The organism is Ruegeria sp. AF1, from assembly GCF_056542125.1.
This window is the reverse complement of the sequence record NZ_JBQFZG010000001.1, coordinates 527,245-550,126: the sequence shown is the minus strand read 5'-3', so window position 1 is coordinate 550,126 and position 22,882 is coordinate 527,245. Positions and strand designations below refer to the sequence as shown.

Annotated in this window: 23 protein-coding genes; 8 read left to right on the top strand and 15 right to left on the bottom strand. The window is 56.1% G+C overall.

The window, feature by feature from the left end; translation table 11 throughout:
• Positions 1 to 68: 68 nt before the first annotated feature.
• The 10 genes from ACR0BK_RS02660 to ACR0BK_RS02615 all read right to left on the bottom strand — a co-directional run bounded on the left by ACR0BK_RS02660 (position 69) and on the right by ACR0BK_RS02615 (position 9,455).
• Positions 69 to 746, bottom strand: coding sequence for an orotate phosphoribosyltransferase (locus ACR0BK_RS02660; protein ID WP_480473114.1), 678 nt, complete (start codon positions 744 to 746; stop codon positions 69 to 71).
• Positions 747 to 895: 149 nt separating this feature from the next.
• Positions 896 to 1,888, bottom strand: a complete 993-nt coding sequence (locus ACR0BK_RS02655; RefSeq protein ID WP_480553700.1) for a type II secretion system F family protein — start codon at positions 1,886 to 1,888, stop codon at positions 896 to 898.
• 13 nt (positions 1,889 to 1,901) lie between these two features.
• Complete coding sequence (locus tag ACR0BK_RS02650) at positions 1,902 to 2,870, bottom strand: type II secretion system F family protein (RefSeq protein ID WP_480473110.1); 969 nt, start codon at positions 2,868 to 2,870, stop codon at positions 1,902 to 1,904.
• Positions 2,867 to 4,255, bottom strand: a complete 1,389-nt coding sequence (locus ACR0BK_RS02645; RefSeq protein WP_480473108.1) for a TadA family conjugal transfer-associated ATPase — start codon at positions 4,253 to 4,255, stop codon at positions 2,867 to 2,869. The genes ACR0BK_RS02650 and ACR0BK_RS02645 overlap by 4 nt, the downstream gene beginning before the upstream one ends.
• 12 nt (positions 4,256 to 4,267) lie before the next feature.
• A complete protein-coding gene (locus tag ACR0BK_RS02640) occupies positions 4,268 to 5,455 on the bottom strand; it encodes a CpaE/TadZ family protein (RefSeq protein ID WP_480517261.1) in 1,188 nt (395 codons plus the stop codon).
• 38 nt (positions 5,456 to 5,493) lie between these two features.
• Positions 5,494 to 6,141, bottom strand: coding sequence for a TadE/TadG family type IV pilus assembly protein (locus tag ACR0BK_RS02635; RefSeq protein WP_480553699.1), 648 nt, complete (start codon positions 6,139 to 6,141; stop codon positions 5,494 to 5,496).
• A complete protein-coding gene (locus ACR0BK_RS02630) occupies positions 6,138 to 6,635 on the bottom strand; it encodes a TadE/TadG family type IV pilus assembly protein (protein ID WP_480473102.1) in 498 nt (165 codons plus the stop codon). Before ACR0BK_RS02630 ends, ACR0BK_RS02635 begins: the two co-directional genes overlap by 4 nt.
• Positions 6,636 to 6,648: 13 nt before the next feature.
• Positions 6,649 to 8,187, bottom strand: coding sequence for a pilus assembly protein TadG-related protein (locus ACR0BK_RS02625; protein ID WP_480493051.1), 1,539 nt, complete (start codon positions 8,185 to 8,187; stop codon positions 6,649 to 6,651).
• Between the two features lie 8 nt (positions 8,188 to 8,195).
• A complete protein-coding gene (gene cpaB, locus ACR0BK_RS02620; protein WP_480553697.1) occupies positions 8,196 to 9,155 on the bottom strand; it encodes a Flp pilus assembly protein CpaB in 960 nt (319 codons plus the stop codon).
• Between the two features lie 135 nt (positions 9,156 to 9,290).
• Entirely contained in the window at positions 9,291 to 9,455 is a 165-nt protein-coding gene (locus ACR0BK_RS02615; protein ID WP_267367933.1) for a Flp family type IVb pilin, read from the bottom strand.
• 532 nt (positions 9,456 to 9,987) lie between these two features.
• Between ACR0BK_RS02615 and ACR0BK_RS02610 the strand changes: the two genes are divergently transcribed.
• Entirely contained in the window at positions 9,988 to 10,818 is an 831-nt protein-coding gene (locus tag ACR0BK_RS02610) for a helix-turn-helix transcriptional regulator (RefSeq protein WP_480553695.1), read from the top strand.
• A 471-nt stretch (positions 10,819 to 11,289) separates the two neighbouring features.
• Positions 11,290 to 11,475, top strand: a complete 186-nt coding sequence (locus ACR0BK_RS02605; RefSeq protein ID WP_480473092.1) for a hypothetical protein — start codon at positions 11,290 to 11,292, stop codon at positions 11,473 to 11,475.
• A gap of 236 nt (positions 11,476 to 11,711) precedes the next feature.
• Here the strand turns inward: ACR0BK_RS02605 and ACR0BK_RS02600 are convergent, their stop codons facing one another.
• Entirely contained in the window at positions 11,712 to 12,965 is a 1,254-nt protein-coding gene (locus ACR0BK_RS02600; protein ID WP_480553693.1) for a hypothetical protein, read from the bottom strand.
• Between ACR0BK_RS02600 and ACR0BK_RS02595 the strand changes: the two genes are divergently transcribed.
• Genes ACR0BK_RS02595 through ACR0BK_RS02585 form a run of 3 tightly spaced genes read left to right on the top strand, consistent with a single transcriptional unit; the run spans position 12,946 to position 15,562 of the window.
• On the top strand, positions 12,946 to 13,509 hold the full coding sequence (locus ACR0BK_RS02595; protein ID WP_480553691.1) for a PepSY domain-containing protein: 564 nt from the start codon (positions 12,946 to 12,948) through the stop codon (positions 13,507 to 13,509). The two genes, ACR0BK_RS02600 and ACR0BK_RS02595, sit on opposite strands and share 20 nt — an antisense overlap.
• 38 nt (positions 13,510 to 13,547) lie before the next feature.
• The gene (locus tag ACR0BK_RS02590; protein ID WP_480473086.1) at positions 13,548 to 14,207 is read left to right on the top strand and encodes a response regulator transcription factor; all 660 of its coding nucleotides are present in this window, start codon (positions 13,548 to 13,550) and stop codon (positions 14,205 to 14,207) included.
• Positions 14,207 to 15,562, top strand: coding sequence for an ATP-binding protein (locus ACR0BK_RS02585; RefSeq protein ID WP_480553689.1), 1,356 nt, complete (start codon positions 14,207 to 14,209; stop codon positions 15,560 to 15,562). The genes ACR0BK_RS02590 and ACR0BK_RS02585 overlap by 1 nt, the downstream gene beginning before the upstream one ends.
• Positions 15,563 to 15,687: 125 nt before the next feature.
• Here the strand turns inward: ACR0BK_RS02585 and ACR0BK_RS02580 are convergent, their stop codons facing one another.
• The 4 genes from ACR0BK_RS02580 to ACR0BK_RS02565 form a co-directional block, all read right to left on the bottom strand.
• Positions 15,688 to 16,869, bottom strand: a complete 1,182-nt coding sequence (locus ACR0BK_RS02580) for an ammonium transporter (protein WP_480473082.1) — start codon at positions 16,867 to 16,869, stop codon at positions 15,688 to 15,690.
• A 210-nt stretch (positions 16,870 to 17,079) separates the two neighbouring features.
• Entirely contained in the window at positions 17,080 to 17,547 is a 468-nt protein-coding gene (locus ACR0BK_RS02575) for a CinA family protein (protein WP_480517247.1), read from the bottom strand.
• Positions 17,544 to 18,041 (bottom strand): phosphatidylglycerophosphatase A family protein, encoded by a 498-nt coding sequence (locus ACR0BK_RS02570; RefSeq protein ID WP_480553687.1) that lies wholly within the window; start codon positions 18,039 to 18,041, stop codon positions 17,544 to 17,546. Before ACR0BK_RS02570 ends, ACR0BK_RS02575 begins: the two co-directional genes overlap by 4 nt.
• On the bottom strand, positions 18,038 to 19,168 hold the full coding sequence (locus ACR0BK_RS02565; protein ID WP_480553685.1) for a bifunctional 2-C-methyl-D-erythritol 4-phosphate cytidylyltransferase/2-C-methyl-D-erythritol 2,4-cyclodiphosphate synthase: 1,131 nt from the start codon (positions 19,166 to 19,168) through the stop codon (positions 18,038 to 18,040). The genes ACR0BK_RS02570 and ACR0BK_RS02565 overlap by 4 nt, the downstream gene beginning before the upstream one ends.
• Before the next feature lie 181 nt (positions 19,169 to 19,349).
• Between ACR0BK_RS02565 and dusB the strand changes: the two genes are divergently transcribed.
• From dusB to ACR0BK_RS02550, 3 genes are read left to right on the top strand one after another with little or no spacing between them, the layout of a single operon-like run.
• Entirely contained in the window at positions 19,350 to 20,333 is a 984-nt protein-coding gene (gene dusB, locus ACR0BK_RS02560; protein WP_480493060.1) for a tRNA dihydrouridine synthase DusB, read from the top strand.
• Complete coding sequence (locus tag ACR0BK_RS02555) at positions 20,330 to 21,418, top strand: two-component system sensor histidine kinase NtrB (protein ID WP_480473074.1); 1,089 nt, start codon at positions 20,330 to 20,332, stop codon at positions 21,416 to 21,418. The genes dusB and ACR0BK_RS02555 overlap by 4 nt, the downstream gene beginning before the upstream one ends.
• Positions 21,418 to 22,785 (top strand): response regulator, encoded by a 1,368-nt coding sequence (locus ACR0BK_RS02550; RefSeq protein ID WP_480473072.1) that lies wholly within the window; start codon positions 21,418 to 21,420, stop codon positions 22,783 to 22,785. Before ACR0BK_RS02555 ends, ACR0BK_RS02550 begins: the two co-directional genes overlap by 1 nt.
• The last annotated feature ends 97 nt before the right edge of the window (positions 22,786 to 22,882 follow it).

Sequence of the window (22,882 nt, the reverse complement as noted above, 5' to 3'; positions counted from 1 at the left end):
CAACATGTTGTGGATGGAGCGTTGGGCTTACTCGTAATGTTTCTGAATGAGAAACGGTTTGCGCAACGTCAGTCTTTGTTCGCGTCCTGCCAGCCACGCGGGTCGTTCAAAAACGCCTCGACCCCGTCAAGTGTTTCCTGATCAAAGGCTTTTTGCGCCTTAGCCTCGGCCAGAACATCCCACCACGTGCAAAGGTGATGCAGCTTCACACCATGGTCGCTCAGCGTCTTCTCGGTTTCGGGGAAGATACCGTAGTAAAAGATCACAGCCGTATGCCCGCAGGTGGCACCGGTCTCGCGGATTGCATCGACGAAGGACAGTTTCGAACCACCATCGGTGGTCAGGTCCTCGACCAGCAACACGCGTTCGCCTTCGCTCATTGCGCCTTCAATACGCGCGTTGCGCCCATAACCTTTGGGCTTCTTGCGCACATAGGTCATCGGCAGCGCCATACGTTCGGCCACCATCGCGGCAAAGGGGATGCCCGCAGTTTCGCCGCCCGCTATGTTGTCAAAGGCTTCAAAACCCGCGTCCCGCATTACCGTGACGGTCAGAAAATCCATCAGCGTGGAACGAATGCGCGGGTAGGAGATCAGCTTGCGGCAATCGATATAGGTCGGGCTGGGAAGGCCACTCGCCAGCGTGAACGGCTCGCGCGCGTTGAAGTGGACAGCCTTGATCTCCAGCAGCATCCGGGCCGTCAGGCGAGCGATTTCAGTGCTATCGGGAAAAGAACTGGGGATCATGGCAGGACCTCGGCGATGAAATGATGTTTCGGGCTGATAGCCCGACCCTTGGCCCGGAGTCGAGAGCTGTTGGAACAAAAGAAAAGCGGACCCCCCTAAGGTCCGCTGTTTCCCGGGCATTCAGCTATGCGAACACCATTGTCGCTGCGTTACCCTTGCCCGAACATGTTGACCCACCGGATCAGCATTGGCGCCAGACAAATCAGCAATAGGACAGGCATCATGCATATGGCCATCACGGCAGACATCTGCACAGGCAGACGGTTTGCCTTCTCCTGGGCGCGAAGCTCTCGGTCAAGCCGCATGTCAGTGGCGAACCGGCGTAATGACGCGGATATGCTGGTTCCGTACTGGTTGGATTGCAAAAAGGCGTTCGCGAACGAATTCATCTCGTCGATACCGACCCGGTTCGCCATATCCAGAAAGGCGGCCTGACGTTCTTTGCCTGCCTGCAACTCCAGTTGAAGAACCGAAAACTCCTGCGAGATTTCCGGAGCTGCTTTGGCCAATTCATGCGAGACCCGGATCATCGCCGCGTCAAAGCCCAGCCCGGCCTCGATAGCGACTTGCAACAGGTCGAGCGCGTTTGGCAGGCTGTGTTCGATGGCCCGGCGGCGTTTCTTTATTCGACGTCGCAACCACAGTGCCGGGCCATAAAAGCCCATGACCATCAGTGCCGTCACGACCTGCATTGTGTTAACCCACGTAACACCCTGCAAAAGGTCGGCGATCCCTAACTGAACTTGCGTTTCGATTGGCAAAGCCATGGTTGCCACGAACGCGGCAGGCAACACAAACCCCAGGACGACCCGAAAGGTATAATACGTGCGAATGGCGTGCTTCTGCCGAATTCCGGCTTGTTTCAAAAGCTTGCCGATCTTGGAGCGTTCGCGTTTTGACGACGGGACAAAGGCCTTCAGCAACCCGTGCGGGTCGCTGTTGTCACCCTGGATAAGGTCAAAATCCTGCCCATGCCCTTGTGATACCGTCCCAACGCGCATGCGGCGTGCTGCCGTGTTTTCACTTGCGGTAAATCCGGAAAGGCCCATGACGACAAAAAAAACACTAAGGGCGATTCCGACCAACAGGATCAACTGCGGTGTGACGCGCGGATCGTTTAGAATGTCCTGAAGAATATCCATATCCCAATTCCTTTTAGAATCTGAATTTAACCAGTCGCTTCAGGATGAAACCCTGGGCAACTGTCAGGCCAATGATCACCTGGGCGAAATACGGAAACAGCGGATCGCTGCGTACGTCGCCGTAAAATGTTGGCGAGGAGACCTCGATCGAAAGATAAATGATGACCGGCAAAATCGTGAGGATAAGGCTGCTCAGGCGACCTTCGGCAGAGATTGCCTTGATCTTCTTTTGCATCGTGTGCCGGTCCCGGATGGTCTGGGACAGAATGCTTAGAACGCGAGACAGGTTGCCGCCGGTTCCATGCTGAATGCCGATACTTACGGCAAGGTATTTTGCATCCTCTGTTCCGACCCGTTGCGCAAAGTCGTGAAAGGCGGTCGCGACGTCATCACCATAGTTGATCTGGTCTTTGATGATGCCAAACTCTGACCCGATCGGATCCGGTAGATCAGAGGCAACGTTTCCAACCGTCACCGCGACGGGGTGGCCCACTTTCAGCCCCCGGGCCATCAGGTCTAACGCGTCAGGCAGTTGTTTCGTCAGTTTCTTCGCGCGGGCGTCTTTCACGGCGACCAGCAGGATGATCGGGCTGATGAGGCCGAAAACTGCGCTCAGAATGACCGCCAGTTCCAGGGCAAGGAACCGGGAGGCCCCGAAAAAGATCATCAAAACCAGAAGGGAGACGGCGAGAACCACCCAAATTGGGTTGACCGCCACACCAGCTTGCACAAGCAGACGGCGAAACCGCGTAATCAGCCCGGCTTTTTCACCAGCAGCCAGCATCGCCGGATCGCGGAGCAGCTGCAACACCTGATCCGTCGAAGCCCCGTTCTGGATCAGTTTCATACGGCGGTTTCTGGCCTCGCCATGCGTTTCCTTGCGCGCCAGAAGCTGGTGAACGCCTTCGTAGGCGAGCAGAATTCCCAGAAAAATCGAAATATAGATCAGGATGTTCAGTGTATTGGGCTGAAAGTCAATCATGATGCCGTTGCCCCGTGAATAAACATGTTGGTGTCCACATCAACACCAGCCGCTACCAGCTGGTCGAAGCATTTTGGCCGTATTCCGGTTGGCAGGAATTCTCCCAGAACGTCGCCATTCTCAGACTTGCCACGGCGTTTGAAGACAAAGATGTCCTGCATCGTGATCGTGTCGTCTTCCATGCCCGTGATTTCGGAAATACTGACGACCCTGCGTGTCCCGTCGCTCAGACGGCTGAGTTGCAGGACGATCTGAATGGCCGAGGCGATTTGAGACCGGATGGTTCTGACGGGCAAATCCGCCCCCAGCATCGTCACCATCTGTTCGACCCGGCTGAGTGCATCGCGGGCCGAGTTCGCATGTACGGTCGTCATGGAGCCGTCATGTCCTGTATTCATGGCCTGAAGCATGTCAAAGCATTCGGCACCACGGACTTCGCCGACAATAATTCGGTCAGGCCGCATCCTGAGTGCGTTGCGCACCAGATCCCGCTGCGTAATCACCCCTTGACCTTCCGAGTTGGGGGGACGGGTTTCCAAGCGAACGACATGGCTTTGCTGTAACTGAAGTTCGGCCGCATCTTCGATTGTCACGATACGCTGCTTGCCGTCGATAAAGGATGAAACGGCGTTCAGCATTGTTGTCTTGCCGGAACCGGTACCGCCCGAAATCAGAATGTTCAGCCTGGCTTCGACCAGTGCCGCCAGTAGCTTGGCTGCCTGTTCGTTCATGCTGTCCCGTTGGACCAGCTTGTCGATGGTCAGGGGATTGCGCGAGAATTTGCGGATCGACAACGCCGGTCCATCAACTGAACACGGGCGAATAATCGCGTTGACCCGGCTTCCGTCCTCCAGACGCGCATCGACCCATGGCTGGGATTCATCGATACGACGGCCGACCCGGCTGACGATTTTGTCAATGATCCGAAGCAGATGGCGCTCGTCGCGAAAGCGCACGGACGATTGCTCGAGCAGGCCAAAGCGTTCCACGTAGACCTGATCATAAGAGTTGACGAGAATGTCGTTGATGGTCGGGTCTTCCAGAAGAGGTTCCAGAGGGCCCAGACCCATCACTTCGTGAATGAGTTCATCAACAAGGGCTGTAAATGCCTCGGACCGTAAATGAAGGCGTTCGGCCTCGATCAGCCCGGTAACCAGCGCAGCGATCTGACGTTTCAGTTCGGATCGTTCGACCTTGTCGATCACGGACAGGTTCAGACGGTCGAGAAGCTCGCTGTGCAGGCGACTTTTAAGCTCCAGATGCGCTTGCAGGTCAACGTCCACCGGTTCTGGTGTTGCCTTGGATTTTGGTACCTCGATTGGCCGTTCCAGAACCAACACATTCGACTTGGACGCGGCCCGGCGTGATTTGTACTCGTTAAACACGGCGATCTCCCATTATACAGTTTTTTGTGCGGCTGGCCGGGTGCCTTCGGACATGGACGCAGCCAGTTTCGTCAGGGCCTTGCCAAGGTCCGAATGCGGCTTCATGTCTACAATCGGTCGTCCCAGATCGACCGCGTTTCGCGCAATCTTGGGATTGTCCGGCAGCCAGTGCTTCAGTTTCGTTTCCAGCACCTTTTCAGCCTCGCGAACATGTGCAGGTTTGATCAACGTCTTCCGCTCGCGGTTCACGACAACCTCGACCGGCAGGGCCACGTTCGCCTCGCGATAGAAATCGATCAGGCGCCGGGTCTGGCGAACGCATGGAACCGTGGTGTCAGTTACCAGCGCCAGTTGGTTCGCGCGTTTGAAAATGGGTTCGACCCATTCCACAACGGCACAGGGCAGGTCGATGACAACATAATCGTACCGGCGCTGAAGCAGGTCGAGCATCCCTTCGATCAGGCCCGGTCGTATGGACTGAAGCGGAACCAACGGCGCGGGCGCGCACAACACATCAATACCGAGCGCGTGGTTCTGAAGGATCGACGTCAGGAAATGATCATCCGGCTCTTCCTGATTTTCGATGAGTTGGAGGCATCCCCCGTTATCTTCAAGATCGAGAAACACGTTCGCGTTTCCGAATTGCAGATCAAAATCCAGAAGCGCGACGCGGTTTTTCGCCTTTTTCCTCAGGAAGGATCCTTTCCCGCCCACCAGCGAGCAGGCAAGGTTTACCGCGACCGTTGACGCTCCGATCCCACCGCGGGATTTTGCAACCGGAATGACGGTGCCAAGGGCAGAGGGACCATTTTGAATGAATCCCTGCGGAAGTGATCGGGAGGAGATTTTTTCTGCTACCGCAGCTTTCAGCCCATCCTCATCAATGGACAGGGGCAGAACTTCGTCGATGCCGATTTTCCGCAACTCGCGGGCGACCGAGATCGAAACGTCATTCTGCGTCAGCGCGACAAATAAGGTGTCATCTTGCCGATGGGTCAGGAGGTCTTTGACGGCCAGAACCTCGCCCGCGTCGCAGGGGTCGATTTCGAAAATAACCAGGTCATGCTTGAATGCCAGATTGCGCGCCGTACCGTTCAACGCTTTGAACGAACCCGCATTCTCGGAGATTTCGTTGTTTTGACCGGCGGGAAAGGCATTGGCGACCACCTGAGCGACGGTTTCGCTTTCAGATACAAGCATGACGGAATGTGAATTGAGACTAGAAACGTTCTTAACCATTAACCTGACTCTCCTGATGCTAGGTCTTCGGCAGGCAGCGAAACGCTGAAATTGGAAAACCCGGCTGTTGAAGGAATTGTGCTGCTGGTCGCGCCTGCGGCGTTTGCAAGCGCGGCCAGCGGCGACACGAACTGAAAATCATTCAGGTTCAGCTCAACCGTGACCATGGGTGTGTAAGGACCACCCAGGAAGCCCAGATTAGAATTGAAATCATAGGAAAACTGCAAGGCGTCAATCGTCGTGCCGGGGGGCAGCAACGGGTTGATGCGCCCCCAGATTTCAGATGCTGTGGTGTTGGCGGCGTCACCCACACAAGGTGGCGTTACCGGGTCGGCACATACGCCAGCCGACGCACTGCATGGGGTGCCAAAGCGAGGGGACAACGCGGATGTTCCCCGCGTGTGGGTTTGTGGCACACCCGGACACGCCGCAGGGCGCACCACAGCGATGCGCGCCGCCAGCTGTGCCGCCTTCTGCGCGTTCACTCCGCTGTATGATAGCCGACCAAAGTCCAGCAATGCCAGGAACAGGAAGGAAAACAGGGACACCACCACGGCAAATTCAACAAGAACCCCACCATTTTGGTCGCGCAGCACCTTGTCCGCGACCTGGCGCCAGGTGGCGCGATTATTCCGCAACCATGTCATTGGCCAAATATCCGCGATGTGTCAGCGACGTCGGTGGTTATCGATGACGCACCGCTGCCGAAAAGCTTCAGAATGCCCCCTAGCGGAAACTGAACGGTGATATTGGCGCTTACCTGACCGACAGGCGCCGGGTTCATACGATACGTACCGGACACGCAGGTCAGGCTGGGCGTTACCGAGTTGACGGTTATGCTGGGCGGAAACAGGCTGTTGCCGTGAATGTCACGCTCGACAATCCCTTTCAGAGTTGTGCTGAGCCCCGCGACTGTTCCGCCAGACGAACAGATATCCGAGGGCGTGACGCGCGACATGTATCGGCTGGCATCCCGGACCCCGGCAATGACCGACTGGTACGACCACATAAGGCGTGCGGATTCCAGGGTTACTGCCAACAGCAGCAGCATAATCGGCATGACAAGGCCAAACTCGACAAGGATCGCACCATCTTCGTTTTTGGCGAAGCGTTTGAAAGGGGATCTGAGGCGAATACACATGAACACTCTGCCCCTATCGATACAACTGTACGACGTCGCGAAAGATGCCGCCGAACCCGTTGCCGCCGCTGCCAACACCGGTCACATCGGGGAAACCGACGACCTCTCCGTGGATGTCGAAACTGGGGGGCGAGCCGCCGTCATCACCCACCGGTTCAGTCAGGAACACGGCAACAAATTTTGTGACTGGAACTCCGGTAGTCGAACCGGAAACCGGGTTTTGCGCGCAATCAACACCAGCAGCCGTAACAACGCGCCGCGCCGGGTCTTCGGACATCTGGCTGGAACACATCGGGCGTCCGGTTTCAGCAAGCGAAGGGTCCAGAATGGAGTTTGCGTTCGGCGGCGCGTGAGGGTTTGTATTTCCGTAGGCTATTTCCCTCAGATACATTCCGTACCGCGTCCCGGCGAAAACGGTATCCGACCCGGACAGCGCGGGCAGATGCGAGTCGCTGCCTATGCCGTCGGCAATCCCATCTGCCAGATCGTGGTTTCGATTAAGGTATCCGGTTCGATCCCAGTTGCCGTCGCCGAAACGGTTGTTTCCGCCGCATGTGCCCGCAGTCATGCACAGGTCGCGCCCCAGACCAGTTGTATCAGGGGTCGTCTGTTCATTTCCCTGAATGCAAGCGCCGCCACCGTTGCTTTCAATCCCCTTGATCACATTTGGTGCGGGCGCGAAATCGATGTTGTTTTTCTCACCGTTGAGAACCGAGCGGTAGATGTCAAAGCGGACGTTGAATGCAGCATTGGTAATGCCGTTTTTCTGGCCGGGTTCGGTGTTCAGACCATTGGTCAGAACACATTGGGTGATCTGGCTTTGCGCCGCGATCAGACAGGCCAGTTTATTGCCCCCTTCGTCGGCACACACACCCGAGCTGTCTTGGAAATTCGCCAGATCAATAAAGCCGAAGTTACCCGGTCCCCAGGCCGTTCCGTTGCCGCCGCTGCGCAACAGGATCTGGTCGCCCACAGTCAAAGTGGATTCCCAATTCGGGGGCAGGCAGAACATCAGGGGTGAGATATCGCACGCCGCTTTCGAGTATCCGGCCACTGCCTCGGCTGAAACGCTGGCAGCAGAAAACCCAGCCCCACCAAGCATTTTGTCCAGCGCCGAAGCCAGGCTCATCGTCAGGGATTTGGGTGTCAACACGACTTGCGCGAACCTGGCCTTCCGTGGATCAGTTGTAATATCTGCGCCAAGCGGGGTCAGATCCGATGCCGGAAGCGCCGAGTGAAACAAGAGGGTATAATCCGACGATCCTGAAAGCGTGGTTGCCCCGTTCGCGAAGGTCTGGCTGTCGCTGACAAGATTTGCTGCTGCATTTGTGGCGCGTGTAATCGCGTCTGGTTGGCCGTCCAACTCTCCCGCTGCGGCCAAAGCCACGTTGTCGGCAAATGACTGCAGCTCTGCATGTGTCGAATTCAACCGGCCAACGTCCAGCGTGATCGCAAAGAACCCGAGGAATGCGACCAAAGCTGTGCCCCACAGGATCGCGACGGTGCCGTTCTCCTCTTGGGCGAATGCGGATATGATTGCATGTGCTCGCATGGCTGAACTTATTGACCAGGTGTCTGACTGACTGTGATTGGGCGAATGCGGGGTTTGACGCGCGGCATCGCGGACGCCGGCGCAAGGTGCGCATCTTTTGGGGTATCAGGTTGCAATTTGGCGGCGGGCGCGGCTTCTGTTTCCTGTTCCGCTTCTTCCTGTTGCCGCTGGATGGTCACAACCTCGGTCTCGGTTCCCCGGCGCAGCTTTACAGTGGGTTGAATATCAACCTTTTCTGCAGGTCCTTCCTCCTGCAGCAGATCGCGCAGGCGAACCATCTCCATGGGCTCATCCTCGACGCTGTCCAGGGTGCGCAGTGTAAGGCTCAGGGTTCCGGCCTTTTGAGCCAGGGCCAGACGTTGACCTTGCTGCGGGGTCACTTCCACTGTGATCGTGCGGGCGACCTCAGGCTGATCGCTTAATTCTTCCGACTGCTGGTCTACGCCAATGACGCGAATATTCTGCAAGATGGTGACCGCGCGCAGGTCATGCTTGGCACCTTGGGTCAAGACGATATCAACGTGATCGCCCGGGGTAACAAAACCGCCCACGGCCGTTACAGCATCGACCTCGATTGCCATGGCGCGTGTGTTTTCCCCCAACTTTTGAACTAGGGTGACTTTTTCACCAAAGTTCGAAACCTTGGAAAGAAGCATTACTTCGCCGGGATAGAACCGGCCCTTGGCGCGCCGCAGCTGACGGCGATTGTTTGGAACAAGTACATCAATATCCGTGAAAACTCCGGCCGGGAGCGCCTCGCGCGGCCAGGGATGAATTGTGACGTCGTGCGCTTCGATCGTTTGACCAAAAGCAATTTCTGATCGGGCCACATAGATCTCAACCAGATCGGCATCTGGCGAGACACCGGCAGTGCTTGTCTTAAACTGAATGTGATCTTTCGCCAGGTAAACGGAACCGGACGCTATCGCAATTCCAAACAGTGTAGAAATGATTGGCCTGATACGCATCACTCTCTCCAACAATTACGTTCTGAAATATGGAACTTCGGTCGTCTTGCTTTCGCGAAATTCCTGGCGGTGAACTCTGCGCCGCAACAGTGGCACGGCGGCGCAGAGTTCAGTATTTTGGTAAGTGTGTTTGGGTCAGCAGGTCGCGCTACCCAGAGCAGCGCATGCACCAGTCACGTTTGTGTTGGTGGTGGTGCCCAGGTACGAGAATGCGCCAACTGCAATCGACGCCACGACCAAAAGAGCCAGGCCATATTCGACAATTGCTGCACCGCTTTCATTCTTAACAAACTTCTTCATGAATTTAGTCATTATTTCCCCCAAATAGGTTAGACGTTTTCAGCGCTCCATATTCTTGAGCGCAAGCCAGGCGAAAATGCATTAGCTCGGGAATCAGAATAGAATCGCAGGAGATGCGTGACCTCCTTCAAAGGTAACTGAAATACAATCAAAGATTGAAAGATTTTAAAGTAATAACTTCTATGGGAGATTACTTTTAACCCTGAATTAACAACCTATTAACATACGGCGAATCGCCTTTTTTCGAAACAATGAATTGAGTCGGGTTGCAATTGTGAGCAGGATGGTTGTTGATTTTTACTGAACGGTCAGGCAATCGCGGATTGGTCCCGTGCCGATTGATGGTGATATGGTTCATAAAAACACATTAAAAACAGATAGATAAAGTTTTGTAGTAGTATTTGTTTGAATACTTTCCGCGCAGACAAGCCAGATAATTCCGGTTGCTGTGGCTGCGTAAGGGGCACAAGTTAGTTGTTGTAATCCGAACCTGTTTGTTTGGTCGGTCTGTTTGGTTGAATGGTTAATTGTTATGAGTGTTAGTTTTTTAAAGAGCGCTCAGGCGAGGGAGAGTCTGGACTTTGTAGTGGAGTGGACTCAGGCCCTGTGCGGTAATGGCTCCTTGTCTCGATCCGTAAATTGTTTAATGCGCCTGGTAAATGCTGATGCGGTTCTAATAGTCAGAACGCAGAAAAAAGGTTGGAAGGCAAAGCACATTGCGCGCTGTTGTGTTCAGCTGGGAAAAATCTGGCCTTCACAGCCGCAAACGCAGGCCGAACTGGTTATTGGGGAGTGTATATCAACTGCAAGAGCGGGTTCAGTCTGGAAACTATCAGACCTGGTGTTTTCCGACGCATCACCAATGTCCCATTATCGGCCTCAAAAGCCTGAAGGGCTGGTGGAGGTTATCCTGATTCCGCTGGACGTAGCCGGGGCGCAGGTCGATTACATCGAGCTTCATTACAGTATTCGCCCGCAGACCTTCGAACTTGATCTGATAAGTGCGCTGGCTCCAACACTTTCATCTGGCTGGAGTAAACGCTTACCCGGAACGGTTGCTGCCAATTCCGAAGTTCTTCGGGGTCACCGGTCCAGATACGACAGCAACAATCGCTTCGTTCCAATCCTTGATCCAAATAACCCAGCCGAACTCAGCAGATGCGAGTTTCGGGTATGTGCGATGATGAAAGAGGGAATGACAGTGAAGACAATCTCGGAGACTTTGTCCATTGGCCCGACGACGGTTCGTTCGCACTTAAGTTCCATATTTTCCAAGACAGGGGCAACGAGCCAGATCGAGCTTTTGCATCTGTTAAACCGAAGCGTTGATGCTGACAGGGGTTTTGCTCAGATTGCGGGTTAGCGAACCGAATGGATTGCTACCAGGACGGTCTGAAGACCTTTCCTTGATCTTTTTTGGATCTATCCGCCGTCATGGTCTCGCCTTTTGTCGTGCCACGCCGGTCGAATAACTGCTGAACTGTGTCGTAATTTCGTCGGCTGTTTTGTAAGTTTCTTTTTTTCGGCCGCAATTTTGCCCTCTATTGCGGTGTAGGGAATCTGACTCGTTCGCTTTGACGATCTGCCACTTTCGTGCGGGGAAACAACCCTACGGAGTAGGGGGAGTTCGCCTGATTTTTCTGTTCGTCCCACTTGATCGCAGATACAATAGAAGGAATTATTCTTTTTTGTTAACGGCTTAGTCTTTGTTCATGATTTCGCGACAACATTAACATAATGTGAACAATGTATTCTCTGAGTGTTCAACTGGTTCGGGGCATACTAATCGCACAGGCCGGGCAAACCACGTCCGGTTGAATGGAAGGGGAACAGCATGATCAAGACTGCTATTGAGGTTGCGCCGTATGCATGTGCGACAATGCAACCCCATAATCCCGTCATGAATGGCGAAGTTTCAAGCAATACAAATTCGAGCAGCAGTCGCTTCCCTCCTATCGAAAATGCACTGACAGAAATCGTAAATAACAAGCGACTTGAAGAGGCGAACCGGGACTTCTGAAGATCAGAACGTCCGATAGATTTCCAGATCAACATGATCAGGGAACGATAAAGCCCGCTCCGAATTGGAGCGGGCTATATTTTTTCTCAGTAACCTTTGCCAACTTGCGTAGGGCATGCGCGCAATACAACCTGGCGGTCAGGATCTTTACGAGAAAGTCGGGCCAGCCAAACGGCTGGTAATCACTTAGCTGGCCCGGTCTTTTGCCCACTTCATAAGAATGAAGGCAAAAGCTGTTAGCTATCCAGTCCGAGCATTGCCTTTACAGCAGCCTCGACCTCGTCGGTGACGGGTTTGTTCGCAGCGTCTTCCAATGCCGCGCGCTCATCGAGTGACTGCTGCTCAACGGCGTCAGTCAGGTCTTCGACGTCTTGCACGGCTTCCTCATATTCCAAGGCTGCCTGTTTTTCGGCATTCAGGCTGTCAGCGGTATCTTTGGAAGCCTGCAGATCATCGTTTGCGTCCTGAAGAGCGTCCTCGATATCAGGATCGGTGCCTCCCGCGTCTGCCAGCTGCTGTTCGAGATCATCGACGATGTCCTGCTTTTCCTGAACATCGGCCAGCGCTTCCTCAAGGTCGTCATTGATTTCGGCGCTGGAGCGATCCGGCGGGGTCATATCATCCAGAAGGTCTTGTTTTTCGGCAAGTTCAGCTCGGATGCTGTCGCCAGCCAGAACCGTATCGCGATAGGTTGCAATGCGACCGACGCGCGAATTCGGTGCAGCGTTCTGAAGGGCCTTCTCACTTGCGTTGGCTGCGTTCAGTGCACCCAGTTCTGAAGGGTGGACACCCAGTACGGCAGCCAGTTTATTCCCCTTCTTATGGGAATCGGTCAGGTCCGTTTCCTCGACCTGAACCTTGGATTTTGTCGCGTGCGCGGCCGGTGCGGTCTTGGTCTGAGTTTTCTTGGACTTCTTACCGGTAAACAGCTCTTTCAAAGAGAACGATTTTCCCTTCGAGGATTTTGACTTCGAACCCTTTGCGCCAGAGGTTGTGCGCCCCGACTTACCGGCGGATTTTGAACCACCACTTTTGGTCGCCCCATTACCACCGCCGTTGCCTTTGCCATTTCCGGCGTTGTCGCTGTTTCCATTACCGCCGCCGTTTCCTTTACCGCCACCATTGCCTCCACCGTTGCCATTGCCGTCTTTGGCGTAGGCCACATCTGGAAGGGCAACTGCCGCCACGATAGCAGTGGAGCCCAACATTGCGATTGCGAGAGCGGAGGCCTTCAGCACGCCGGTCAAATTGGTTTTCATAGCGATCCTCGTAGGTCGAACGCGAGTTTCATTTGGGCCGGCAGAGTATTTCGCGGTCAGCACACACGAAAAACCGCTAGCCGGAATCAATATCTGACAGGTGCTATCTAAACCGATCATCATTGAACCCACGCCAAACTGGTCGTTCATCGCCAGTTCATGTTGAAATCGGTAGATTGTTAAGGTGGTTGCGCAGTAAAGAGTGCCGAAGATGAAGAAGCTCTTGACCATCTTGTTTCTTGTTGCCGTTCTCCAGCCCGGAGAAGGCGATGCAGCCGTTCGTGAGCTGAAGCAGGCGGAGCTGCGCAAAGCGACAACCACTGGCAACGCTATCCGTCTTCAGGACGTCATCAAAGGCGTCGAGCAGGTCTTTGGCGGAACGCCCATTGATGCGCGTGCTTTTCAGGCCGACAAAGTTTACTACCGCGTGCTGGTCAAAAAACCGAACGGGAAGATTGTTAGTGTTATTGTTAACGCAAAAACCGGCGTCGTCGTTTCCAACAGGTCCACGATCGGCAAACAAATCACAGAAGCGGCGAAATCTGCGCCCGGAAACTCGGCCAATGCGAAATCTCAAGGCAAGTCTTCTGCCAACGCAAACGGGGGTCAAAGCGGCAACCGTGGGAACAGCGGTGGCGGTCACGGCAATTCTGGCGGCAATGGTGGAGGCAATTCCGGAGGTAACGGTGGCGGCAATTCCGGAGGCAACGGTGGTGGCAACTCTGGTGGAAATGGCGGCGGCAATTCTGGCGGAAACGGTGGTGGTAAAAAGTAATGGTTAAACTGCCATACGCACGCCTATAATTCCTAAGTATGAGAGTCTTACTGGCAGAAGACGAACCGCACCTTTGCGAGCAGATCAAGAAACTGTTGAACGCTGAAGGTCGGGTCGTAGACATTGTGAACAGCGGCCTGGAAGCTTTGCATCTGGGCGCAACAGAACCTTATGACATGATCATCCTCGATATTGGATTGCCGGAACGTGATGGCATTTCAGTTCTACGGGAATGGCGCAGTGCGGGTATCAAGACACCTGTGCTGATCCTCACGGCCCGCGATGGCTGGAGCGAAAGGGTCGACGGGTTGGACGCAGGCGCGGACGACTACATGACCAAGCCGTTCCATATGCCCGAACTGGCAGCGCGGGTCCGTGCCATCCTGCGGCGGCAGAGCGGCCAGTTGAATCCCGTCGTTGAAATGGGAAATGTTGTGCTGGATACCCGCAACGGGCGTGTGACGGCGGATGGCGTGCCCATCGACCTGACCGCCCAGGAGCTGGCTGTTCTCACGTATCTGGCCCATAATATTGGGCGTATGATCTCAAGGACCGAACTGTCAGAGCATATCTACGAATACGATGGAGACAGGGACTCGAACACCATCGCCGTCTTCATAACCCGTCTGCGCAAAAAACTTGGCCCTGATCTGATCACAACGATTAGGGGCCGCGGATATATGATCGACTCTGCCTGATGTTATCCCTGCGTCAACGGGCTCTACTGGGGGGGATCGCGTCGGGTGCCCTTTCAGTGGGTGTCGGTACGCTGGCCGTGTTCTCGTTCATTAATGCTCGCGTTTCAGACAGGTTTGATACCGCACTACTTGATCGTCACACGCAACTGGTCGTTGGGTTGAGCGTTACGACCCATGATCCGGATGCGCTGCGGGATCTGATGTTCGATCCAGCCTATGGCACACCGTATTCCGGCAGATACTGGCAAGTCAGCAACAGCGAAGGCGAGATCTTTACGTCGGCTTCCCTGTTCGACGAAGTCATTGCCGAACCCCCCGGTAACCCTGATGTAACGACGCTTTGGAACACGCCCGGTCCGGAAAGCGAAGCTTTACGAGGAGCCTTTCAGAAAATTACTTATGAGGATGGTACGGTCTGGGGGGTAAGCGTTGCCGAAAGTCAGGCCCAGCTTGTCGCGGAACGTCGCGCTGCACAACAAAACCTGCTTCCGGTTTTTGCGCTGGTCGGTCTGATCGGTGTCGTTGGATCGCTACTGCTGACGTCAATCATCCTGACGCCACTCAGAAAGCTGCGGTCGGATGTGGCGCACCGTTGGGAACGGGACGAAGACCTTAGACCAGGCGATTATCCAGAAGAGGTGTCTCCTCTGGTCGAGGATTTGAACCAGCTCTTGCGCCGAAATCGGGAAATCGTATCAGGATCACGTCGTCAGGCGGCAGATTTGGCTCATGCCCTGAAAACACCTACTGCGATCATGCGCAATGAACTGGTGCTGTTGTCCGAAGCGGGAGGTTCTACGGATACTGCTGTGGAAGCTCTCGACCGCATTGACGCGCAACTGGGCCGGTCTTTGGCCAGAATGCGGGCGCTGAACACTGCAGACTTGACCCATTCTCGTACTGATCTGTCTCATTCGATTGATCGACTGGCGCGGCTGTTCACGACCATGGCCGAGCGCGATGGAAAGTCATTGAAAATTGAGCGCGACCCGGGTCTTTGGGTGCGTATGGACGCGCAGGATATCGAAGAAGTTTTGGGCAACCTGCTGGATAACGCTGTCAAATGGTGCAAACACAAGGTCCGTTTGACGGCTAAGAGGACCCAGAACGGGATCGAAGTTGTGATTGACGACGATGGCCCGGGAATTCCTCAGGACGCTCACCGCGAGGCGCTACGTTCCGGGGGAAGGCTGGATACTTCTGTCTCGGGCAGCGGCCTTGGGCTGGCTATAGCGGTTGATCTGCTGAAGGCTTATGACTGCCGGATTGAACTGGGGGCATCCGGTTTTCTAGGCGGTTTGGAATGCCGGATCGTTATACCAAAAGGAACCAACGCGCATTCTGCGTCAGGCTGATTTTTTGCACTGAAGGTTCAGGGTGGTTTGGGTGTGTCGTAAGTGGACAAGACGCGAAAACAAGAAAAGCGGACCCATGACAGGTCCGCTTTTGCCCTTGCGGGCGACAGGCAGCCAAGGTGGGCTTAGCTGCTCATGTCGTAGGCCCGTTCACCATGTACCGAGAGGTCGAGGCCATTTGTCTCGGTCTCGGCGTTTACGCGAAGTGGTGTGATCTGTGCAACCAGTTTGACCAACACAAACGTGACAACTGCCGTGAAGGCACCCACGATAACCAGCCCACCCAACTGGGCAGTCCATGTGCCAAGGCCAAACAGGGCGATCATGATGGTGCCGAAGATGCCTCCGACGCCATGTACCGCGAACACGTCCAGCGTGTCGTCGATATTCAGCTTGTTGCGCACCAGACTGACGGCTTCCTGACACAGAATGCCCGCAACAGCACCGATGATGAGGGCCTGAACCGGACCCACAAAACCCGAAGCGGGCGTGATCGAGGCCAGACCTGCAATTGTTCCGGTAACAAGACCCACCATCGAGGCTTTGCCAAATCGGATGCGTTCCCAAAGCGCCCATGTCAACGAGGCAGTAGCGGCGGACAGGTGGGTAACGGTCATCGCCATCGCAGCACCTCCGTCCGCGGCCAGTTGCGAGCCGCCATTAAAGCCGAACCAGCCGACCCACAGCATCGCGGCGCCCACCATGACATAGCCGGGATTATGCGGCGGGGTCGTGCGGTTGCGGCGCGGGCCAAGGATGACGGCGATGATCAGGGCTGCCAGACCAGCGGTTTCGTGCACCACGATACCACCTGCGAAATCACGCACGCCAATGTCGCCCAAAATACCACCATCGGCCAGCATTCCACCGCCCCAGATCCAGTGAACCACCGGCGCATAGCACAGCAGCATCCATAGCGCCGAGAAGGTCAGTACAAAGCCAAAGCCTACCCGTTCGACATATGCGCCCACGATCAGGGCCGGGGTGATGATGGCAAAGGTCATCTGAAAGGCAAAGAACAGGATTTCCGGTAGAGTGCCAGCAAGGCTGTCCACATCAACACCGTTGAGGAAAGCCTTGCCCAAACCACCCCAAAGCCCACTTTCACCGGGCCCAAAGGCGATGGAGTACCCGGCCACCAGCCACAGAATGCTCATCAAACAGGCAATGGCAAAGCAATGCATAAAAACGCTGAGCACGTTTCGGGCACGTACGAGCCCGCCATAAAACAAGGCCAGCCCCGGCAATGTCATGAAAAGGACCAGTGCTGTAGCAACTATGATCCAGGCTGTATCGGCTCCATTCATGGGCCGCTCTCCTTTTCCCTGCATGGTTTCCCGGGCAGGTCATCTGACAACGCTCCGGGGTCGAGTGAGTGTATGTGCAGAGCCTTGAAGCGGAGGGCAGGTGAGGAAAAAAGAGGCAACACCCAAATTGGTCGCCTATTTTGTCGCCTTTTGTTCAAGTGATGACAGTTTTGGCGGCTATGGGCAGATAATGCCCAAAAATCGTGCGCGTTATGAAAGGCCAGTCAGAAGCAACGCCAGCGCATGATCCCGCGCGGCGCGGCGCACCGCATCCCGCCCTTGCGCGCCAAACTCAATCGTTTCGGTTTGGGTTTCCCGGCCTTCTCTTGCCAGTCCGAAACATACGCGCCCTTCGGGTTTGAACTCAGACCCGCCCGGCCCGGCAATGCCGGTAATCGCGACGGCAAGCTGCGCTTGTGAGTTGCGCAATGCGCCTTCGGCCATTTCGCGAGCGACCTGCTCGGACACTGCGCCGAAAGCCTGCAGGGTTTCTGCCAGCACACCCAGCATGTCCTGTTTGGCCCTGTTGGTATAGGTAACAAAACCCCGATCCACGACGGCCGAACTACCGGGTATATCCGTCAGGGCCGCAGCGACCATACCGCCGGTGCAGCTTTCCGCTGTCGCGATCACAACGCCCTGCGCCTTGGCGCGGTTCAGCAGGTCGGGCACGTTCATAGGCCCAGAACCCCGTGCGCGATGCCTGCCAGAACCATCACGCCAACGGCTGCGAAAATACCCGCAATCACGTCGTCCAGCATCACTCCAATAGGATCGCCGCGACGATCTGCCCAACCGACGGGGCCGGGTTTGGTGATGTCGAACAGGCGAAACAGGGCGAACCCGGCAACCCAGCCGGGCCAGAGGGCGGTAATGTCGATCCCATGCGCCCAGGACGGATATGAGATCGCCCAGAGTGCAATGAACTGGCCCGCAACCTCATCAATGACGATTTCCGACGGGTCGTGATCGTCCTGACCGTCGGTCATCACGCGCGTGGCCCACAGGCCGCCTGCGAACACCACGAGCGTTGCGATTGCCAGCAATGGGAATCCGCCCAGCGTGTGCAGGACCCAAGCCATAGGCAGCGCGGCCAGCGAACCCCAGGTGCCGGGGGCAGGGCGTATATATCCGACGCCGCCAACGGTGCCAATCAACTGCGCCGCGTTCATGATTTCACCAGACAGGCCGTCGCAAGCGATGCGATGCCTTCACTGCGACCGGTGAAGCCCAGACGCTCGGACGTGGTGGCCTTGACCGAGATCTGATCGACGCACAAGCCCATGATTTTGGACATTTCTTCTCGCATGGCAGCGGCGTGAGGGCCAATCTTCGGATATTCACAGACCAGCGTGCAATCCACGTTCGAGATGCGATATCCCATCTGTCCGGCCAATTCGACCGCGTGACGCAGAAAGATCTTGCTGGCGGCACCTTTCCATTGTGGATCCGAGGGCGGGAAGTGCTGCCCGATATCGCCTTGCGCCAATGCGCCATAAATCGCGTCGGTTACAGCATGCATCCCGACATCTGCATCCGAGTGCCCCTGCAACCCGCGATCATGGGGAACCTTTACACCGCAAAGGACAACATGATCCCCGTCGCCAAATCGGTGCACGTCATAGCCGTTGCCAAGTCTTACATCCATATCCATTCCCATGATACGTTCCGCCCGGGCAAAATCCTCGGGGCGGGTGATCTTCAGGTTGTCCGCATCGCCCGGTACGATGCAGACATCGACCCCCGCACCGCGTGCAACCTCAACATCATCGGCAGCACCGCCTGCATGCGCCGCATGGGCGGCGGTGATGGTGTCATAGTGAAAGCCTTGCGGTGTCTGTGCCGCAAACAAGTTGCTGCGGTCTTGCGTGCCCGTCACGGCCTCGTCTTGTCCTATCCACAAGGCATCGGTTACCGCCAGTCCGGGGGCGGCGGCCTGATGTGCATCCAATGCGTTCAAAACGTCCTGAATGGTGCGAGACGAAACGCAAGGTCTGGCAACGTCATGAATCAAGACGCGCTTCACGTCGAGATGTGTCAACGCCTTTAAACCGTTGCGCACAGAACCCGCGCGATCTGCACCGCCTGTGGCGAGGATAAGGTCGGTATCACGAAACTCCTCCCAGGCCAGAGTGTCTTCGTCGGATAAGACCAGAACGATGTGGGCAACCTGTCCACGGAACCGATCGATTGTCCAGTCTACCACGCGGCGTCCTGCAAGGCTGCGCCACTGTTTTGGGACATCGCCCCCGGCGCGTAGGCCGCGGCCTGCGGCGACTATGATGGCAGCTGTGGTCATGCCGCGCGCCCTCCATTTTGTTGCGTTTGTTTAGGCGGCGGTGATTGCAGAGGCAATCACCTATGGTCATGTGATTAAAAAATAGGCAGTTGATGGTTCTACAGGCTTGTTGCGCGTCGTTTTGTTGTTCATATGCGTAGAATTCGATATCAGAACTGCAATTGCCCAAGGATTAAGCACGTTGACTTTGCGCTTCGCTGACAAACTCGTAACACCGCCGGTTTTGCTGGCCCCGATGGCCGGAATCACCGATCGCCCATTTCGGGATCTGGTTATGCGCTTCGGCGCCGGCATGGTCGTCAGTGAAATGGTCGCCAGTCAGGAAATGGTGCAGGCCAAACCCGGAGTGCGGGAGCGCGCCGAATTGTCTGCCGATGTGGAAAATACAGCTGTGCAACTGGCAGGGCGCGAGGCGCACTGGATGGCCGAGGCGGCGCGTCAGGTTGCTGATCGTGGGGCGCGGGTGGTCGACATCAACATGGGGTGTCCCGCCAAGAAGGTTACAAATGGGTATTCCGGCTCGGCCCTGCTGAAAACACCAGACCATGCGCTGACGCTGATCGAGGCCGTAGTCAGTGCAGTTGACGTTCCGGTGACATTGAAAACCCGTCTGGGGTGGGATGACACCCTGCTGAATGCCCCTGAGGTCGCGCGCCGTGCACAAGACGCAGGCGTTCAGATGGTTACGATCCACGGACGCACGCGATGCCAGTTCTACAAGGGGCGCGCTGACTGGAGCGCGATCCGGGCCGTGAAACAAGCCGTGTCGATTCCGGTCATTGCGAACGGAGATATCACGGATACTGCCGCCGCGCGAACGTCGCTGACTCAGTCTGGTGCAGATGGGGTCATGGTCGGGCGTGGCGCGCAGGGTAAACCGTGGCTTTTGGCGCAGATCAGTCACGACCTCTACGGGGAGGATGCGCCGGATATTCCGGTCGGGAATGTCCTGATCGACATGGTGCGCGCGCATTATCAGGCGATGCTGGGATTTTACGGTGCCGATCTGGGCCTGCGTGTCGCCCGCAAGCATCTGGGATGGTACATGGATCAGGCCGCAACCCCTGCGCCGCTGCGCCGGGCAGTTTTGACGTCGCGAAGCACGGATGAAGTCCTGCGTCTGCTTGGGGACGCACTTGCCGATACGGGCGAGGTGGCGGCATGAATTCCAACGCCAACATCTGGAACTCATTGCCGGTTCCGGCCTTCATAATCGATGAAGAAGATCGCATCGCAGATGTGAATTCGGCGGGCGAGGGGTTTTTGAATGCCTCGCGCCGGTCGGTAATCGGGCATCCGGTATGGGACCAGATCGCCGTTGACGCACCGCTGGAGGAAGCATTCCTGCGCGCCCGTTCTCAAGGCACGCCACTGTTCGTAAACGATGTGGATGCTGGTTCGGGGAACCGTGCGCCGTTGCAATGTGCGTTGCAGATCGCGCCTCTGGTTGGGCATCCGGGGTCGATGATCATGATCATATCACCTCGTGAACTGGCGGGCCGGATGACCTTGGGCAACACGGTCAAGTCAGCGGCGCAGTCGGCGATTGGCATGGCCGAGATGCTGGCGCACGAAATTAAGAACCCACTGGCCGGGATTACCGGTGCAGCGCAACTGCTGAGCATGAATATTTCGCCACAGGATCTTGAACTTACAGACCTTATTGTGGCCGAAAGCCGAAGGATCGTGAAGCTTCTGGAACAGGTCGAGCAATTCGGCAACTTGCAGAAACCGGACCTCAGGCCGGTCAATATCCACGATGTACTGGACCGTGCAAGGCGGTCCGCGCTGCTGGGATTTGGCGCGGATATGACAATCATCGAGGATTACGATCCGTCATTGCCGCTGGCCTATGGCGATCCGGACCAGTTTCTTCAGGTGGTTCTGAACCTGCTGAAAAACGCATCCGAGGCCGCAGGGCCTCAGGGCGGAACAATCCGTCTGCGCACGTATTTCGAACATTCCTTCCGGCTGCGCAGAAGTGATGGGTCGGGTCACTCGCTGCCGTTGCAGATCGAGATCATCGATGACGGTCCAGGGCTGCCCGAGGATATCCGCGGTGACATTTTTGACCCGTTTGTGTCGGGCAAGGAAAACGGCACCGGTCTCGGGCTGGCGCTGGTCAGCAAGATCGTTTCCGACCATGACGGCTGGATTTCCGCCGATTCCGTGCCTGGCCGCACCGTTTTCAAACTGTCGCTGCGCCGCGCGCCGCGAGATGCAACAGAACACAAGAAGGAGAGCACCTGATGGATGGCACCGTACTGGTTGCGGATGACGACCGCACAATCCGCACCGTTCTGACTCAGGCGCTGACGCGGGCCGGATGCAAGGTGCACGCAACGTCTTCGCTAACCACCCTGATGCGTTGGGTCGGCGAAGGTAAAGGCGACGTGGTGATCTCGGACGTTGTCATGCCTGATGGCAATGGTCTGGAGATGCTGCCGAAGATCGCAAAGGATCGCCCTGGATTGCCGGTTATCGTGATTTCCGCACAAAACACGATCATGACCGCGATTCAGGCGGCTGAGGCAGACGCATATGACTATCTGCCCAAACCGTTTGACCTGCCGGATTTGATGAAACGCACGGCGCGGGCACTGGATCAGAAGCAGCGCGCACAGCCAGAACCCAAACAGGCAGGCGGTGAGCGTCCGGATGAGCTGCCTCTGGTCGGCCGCACGCCAGTCATGCAGGCCTTGTATCGGTTGGTCGCACGCGTGATGAACACCGACCTGCCGGTAATGATCTCGGGTGAAAGCGGAACGGGTAAATCGCTGATTGCCCGGGCAATTCACGACTTTTCGGATCGGCGTACATTACCCTTTGTCACAGTCACCGCAGCCGACCTAAGCGATTTGGAGGGCCCGGCCCGCGTGATGGCGCGGGTGCGTGGAGGTACGCTGCTGATAGATGAAATCGCAGATATCGGCGATGAAATTCAAGCCCGCGTGGTGCGTATGATGGATACGCCCGGCGATCATGCTCCGCGTTTCATGGCTACCAGCCAGACAAACTTGACCGATGGGATGGAAAACGGCCGTATCCGTCAGGACCTGTATTATCGTTTGTGCGGGGCGACGATCCACGTGCCATCGTTGCGCGAAAGGGTCGACGATATTCCGCTGCTGGCCGAACATTTTCTGGCCCGGGAAGAGAAGGAAAACGGAAACAAGCGGTGGCTCAGCTCTGATGCGGTGGAACTGGTGCGGCGCTATTCATGGCCGGGGAATGTGCGACAACTGGAAAACGCTGTTCGCCGTTTGGGGCTGACCAGCCGGGCAGATGAGATTTCAAAGGCCGAGGTGGAAATGGTGTTGGGCAGCCAGCCCGAAGCCGCACCGGTTCTGAGCGGTGGCGAACGTGAAAAGCTTTCAACTTCGGTCGAGCGTCATCTGCGACGGTATTTCGATCTGCACGGCAACATTTTGCCGCCACCGGGCCTTTATCAGCGGATTTTGCGTGAGGTTGAGGCTCCGCTAATCGAAATCGCACTGGATGCAACTGGTGGGAATCAGGCAAAATGTGCTGATTTACTGGGGATTAACCGAAATACGCTGCGAAAAAAGATTACTGACCTCGATATTCAGGTGACACGGCGTCGCAAACTGATGTAATATCGCCACACAAACCGTGGCATCCTGGCACCTGTCAGGAAAAGATCACGATATATGGCGGTAAGCCGCACAAGCGGCACATCAGGATGAGGGCAGA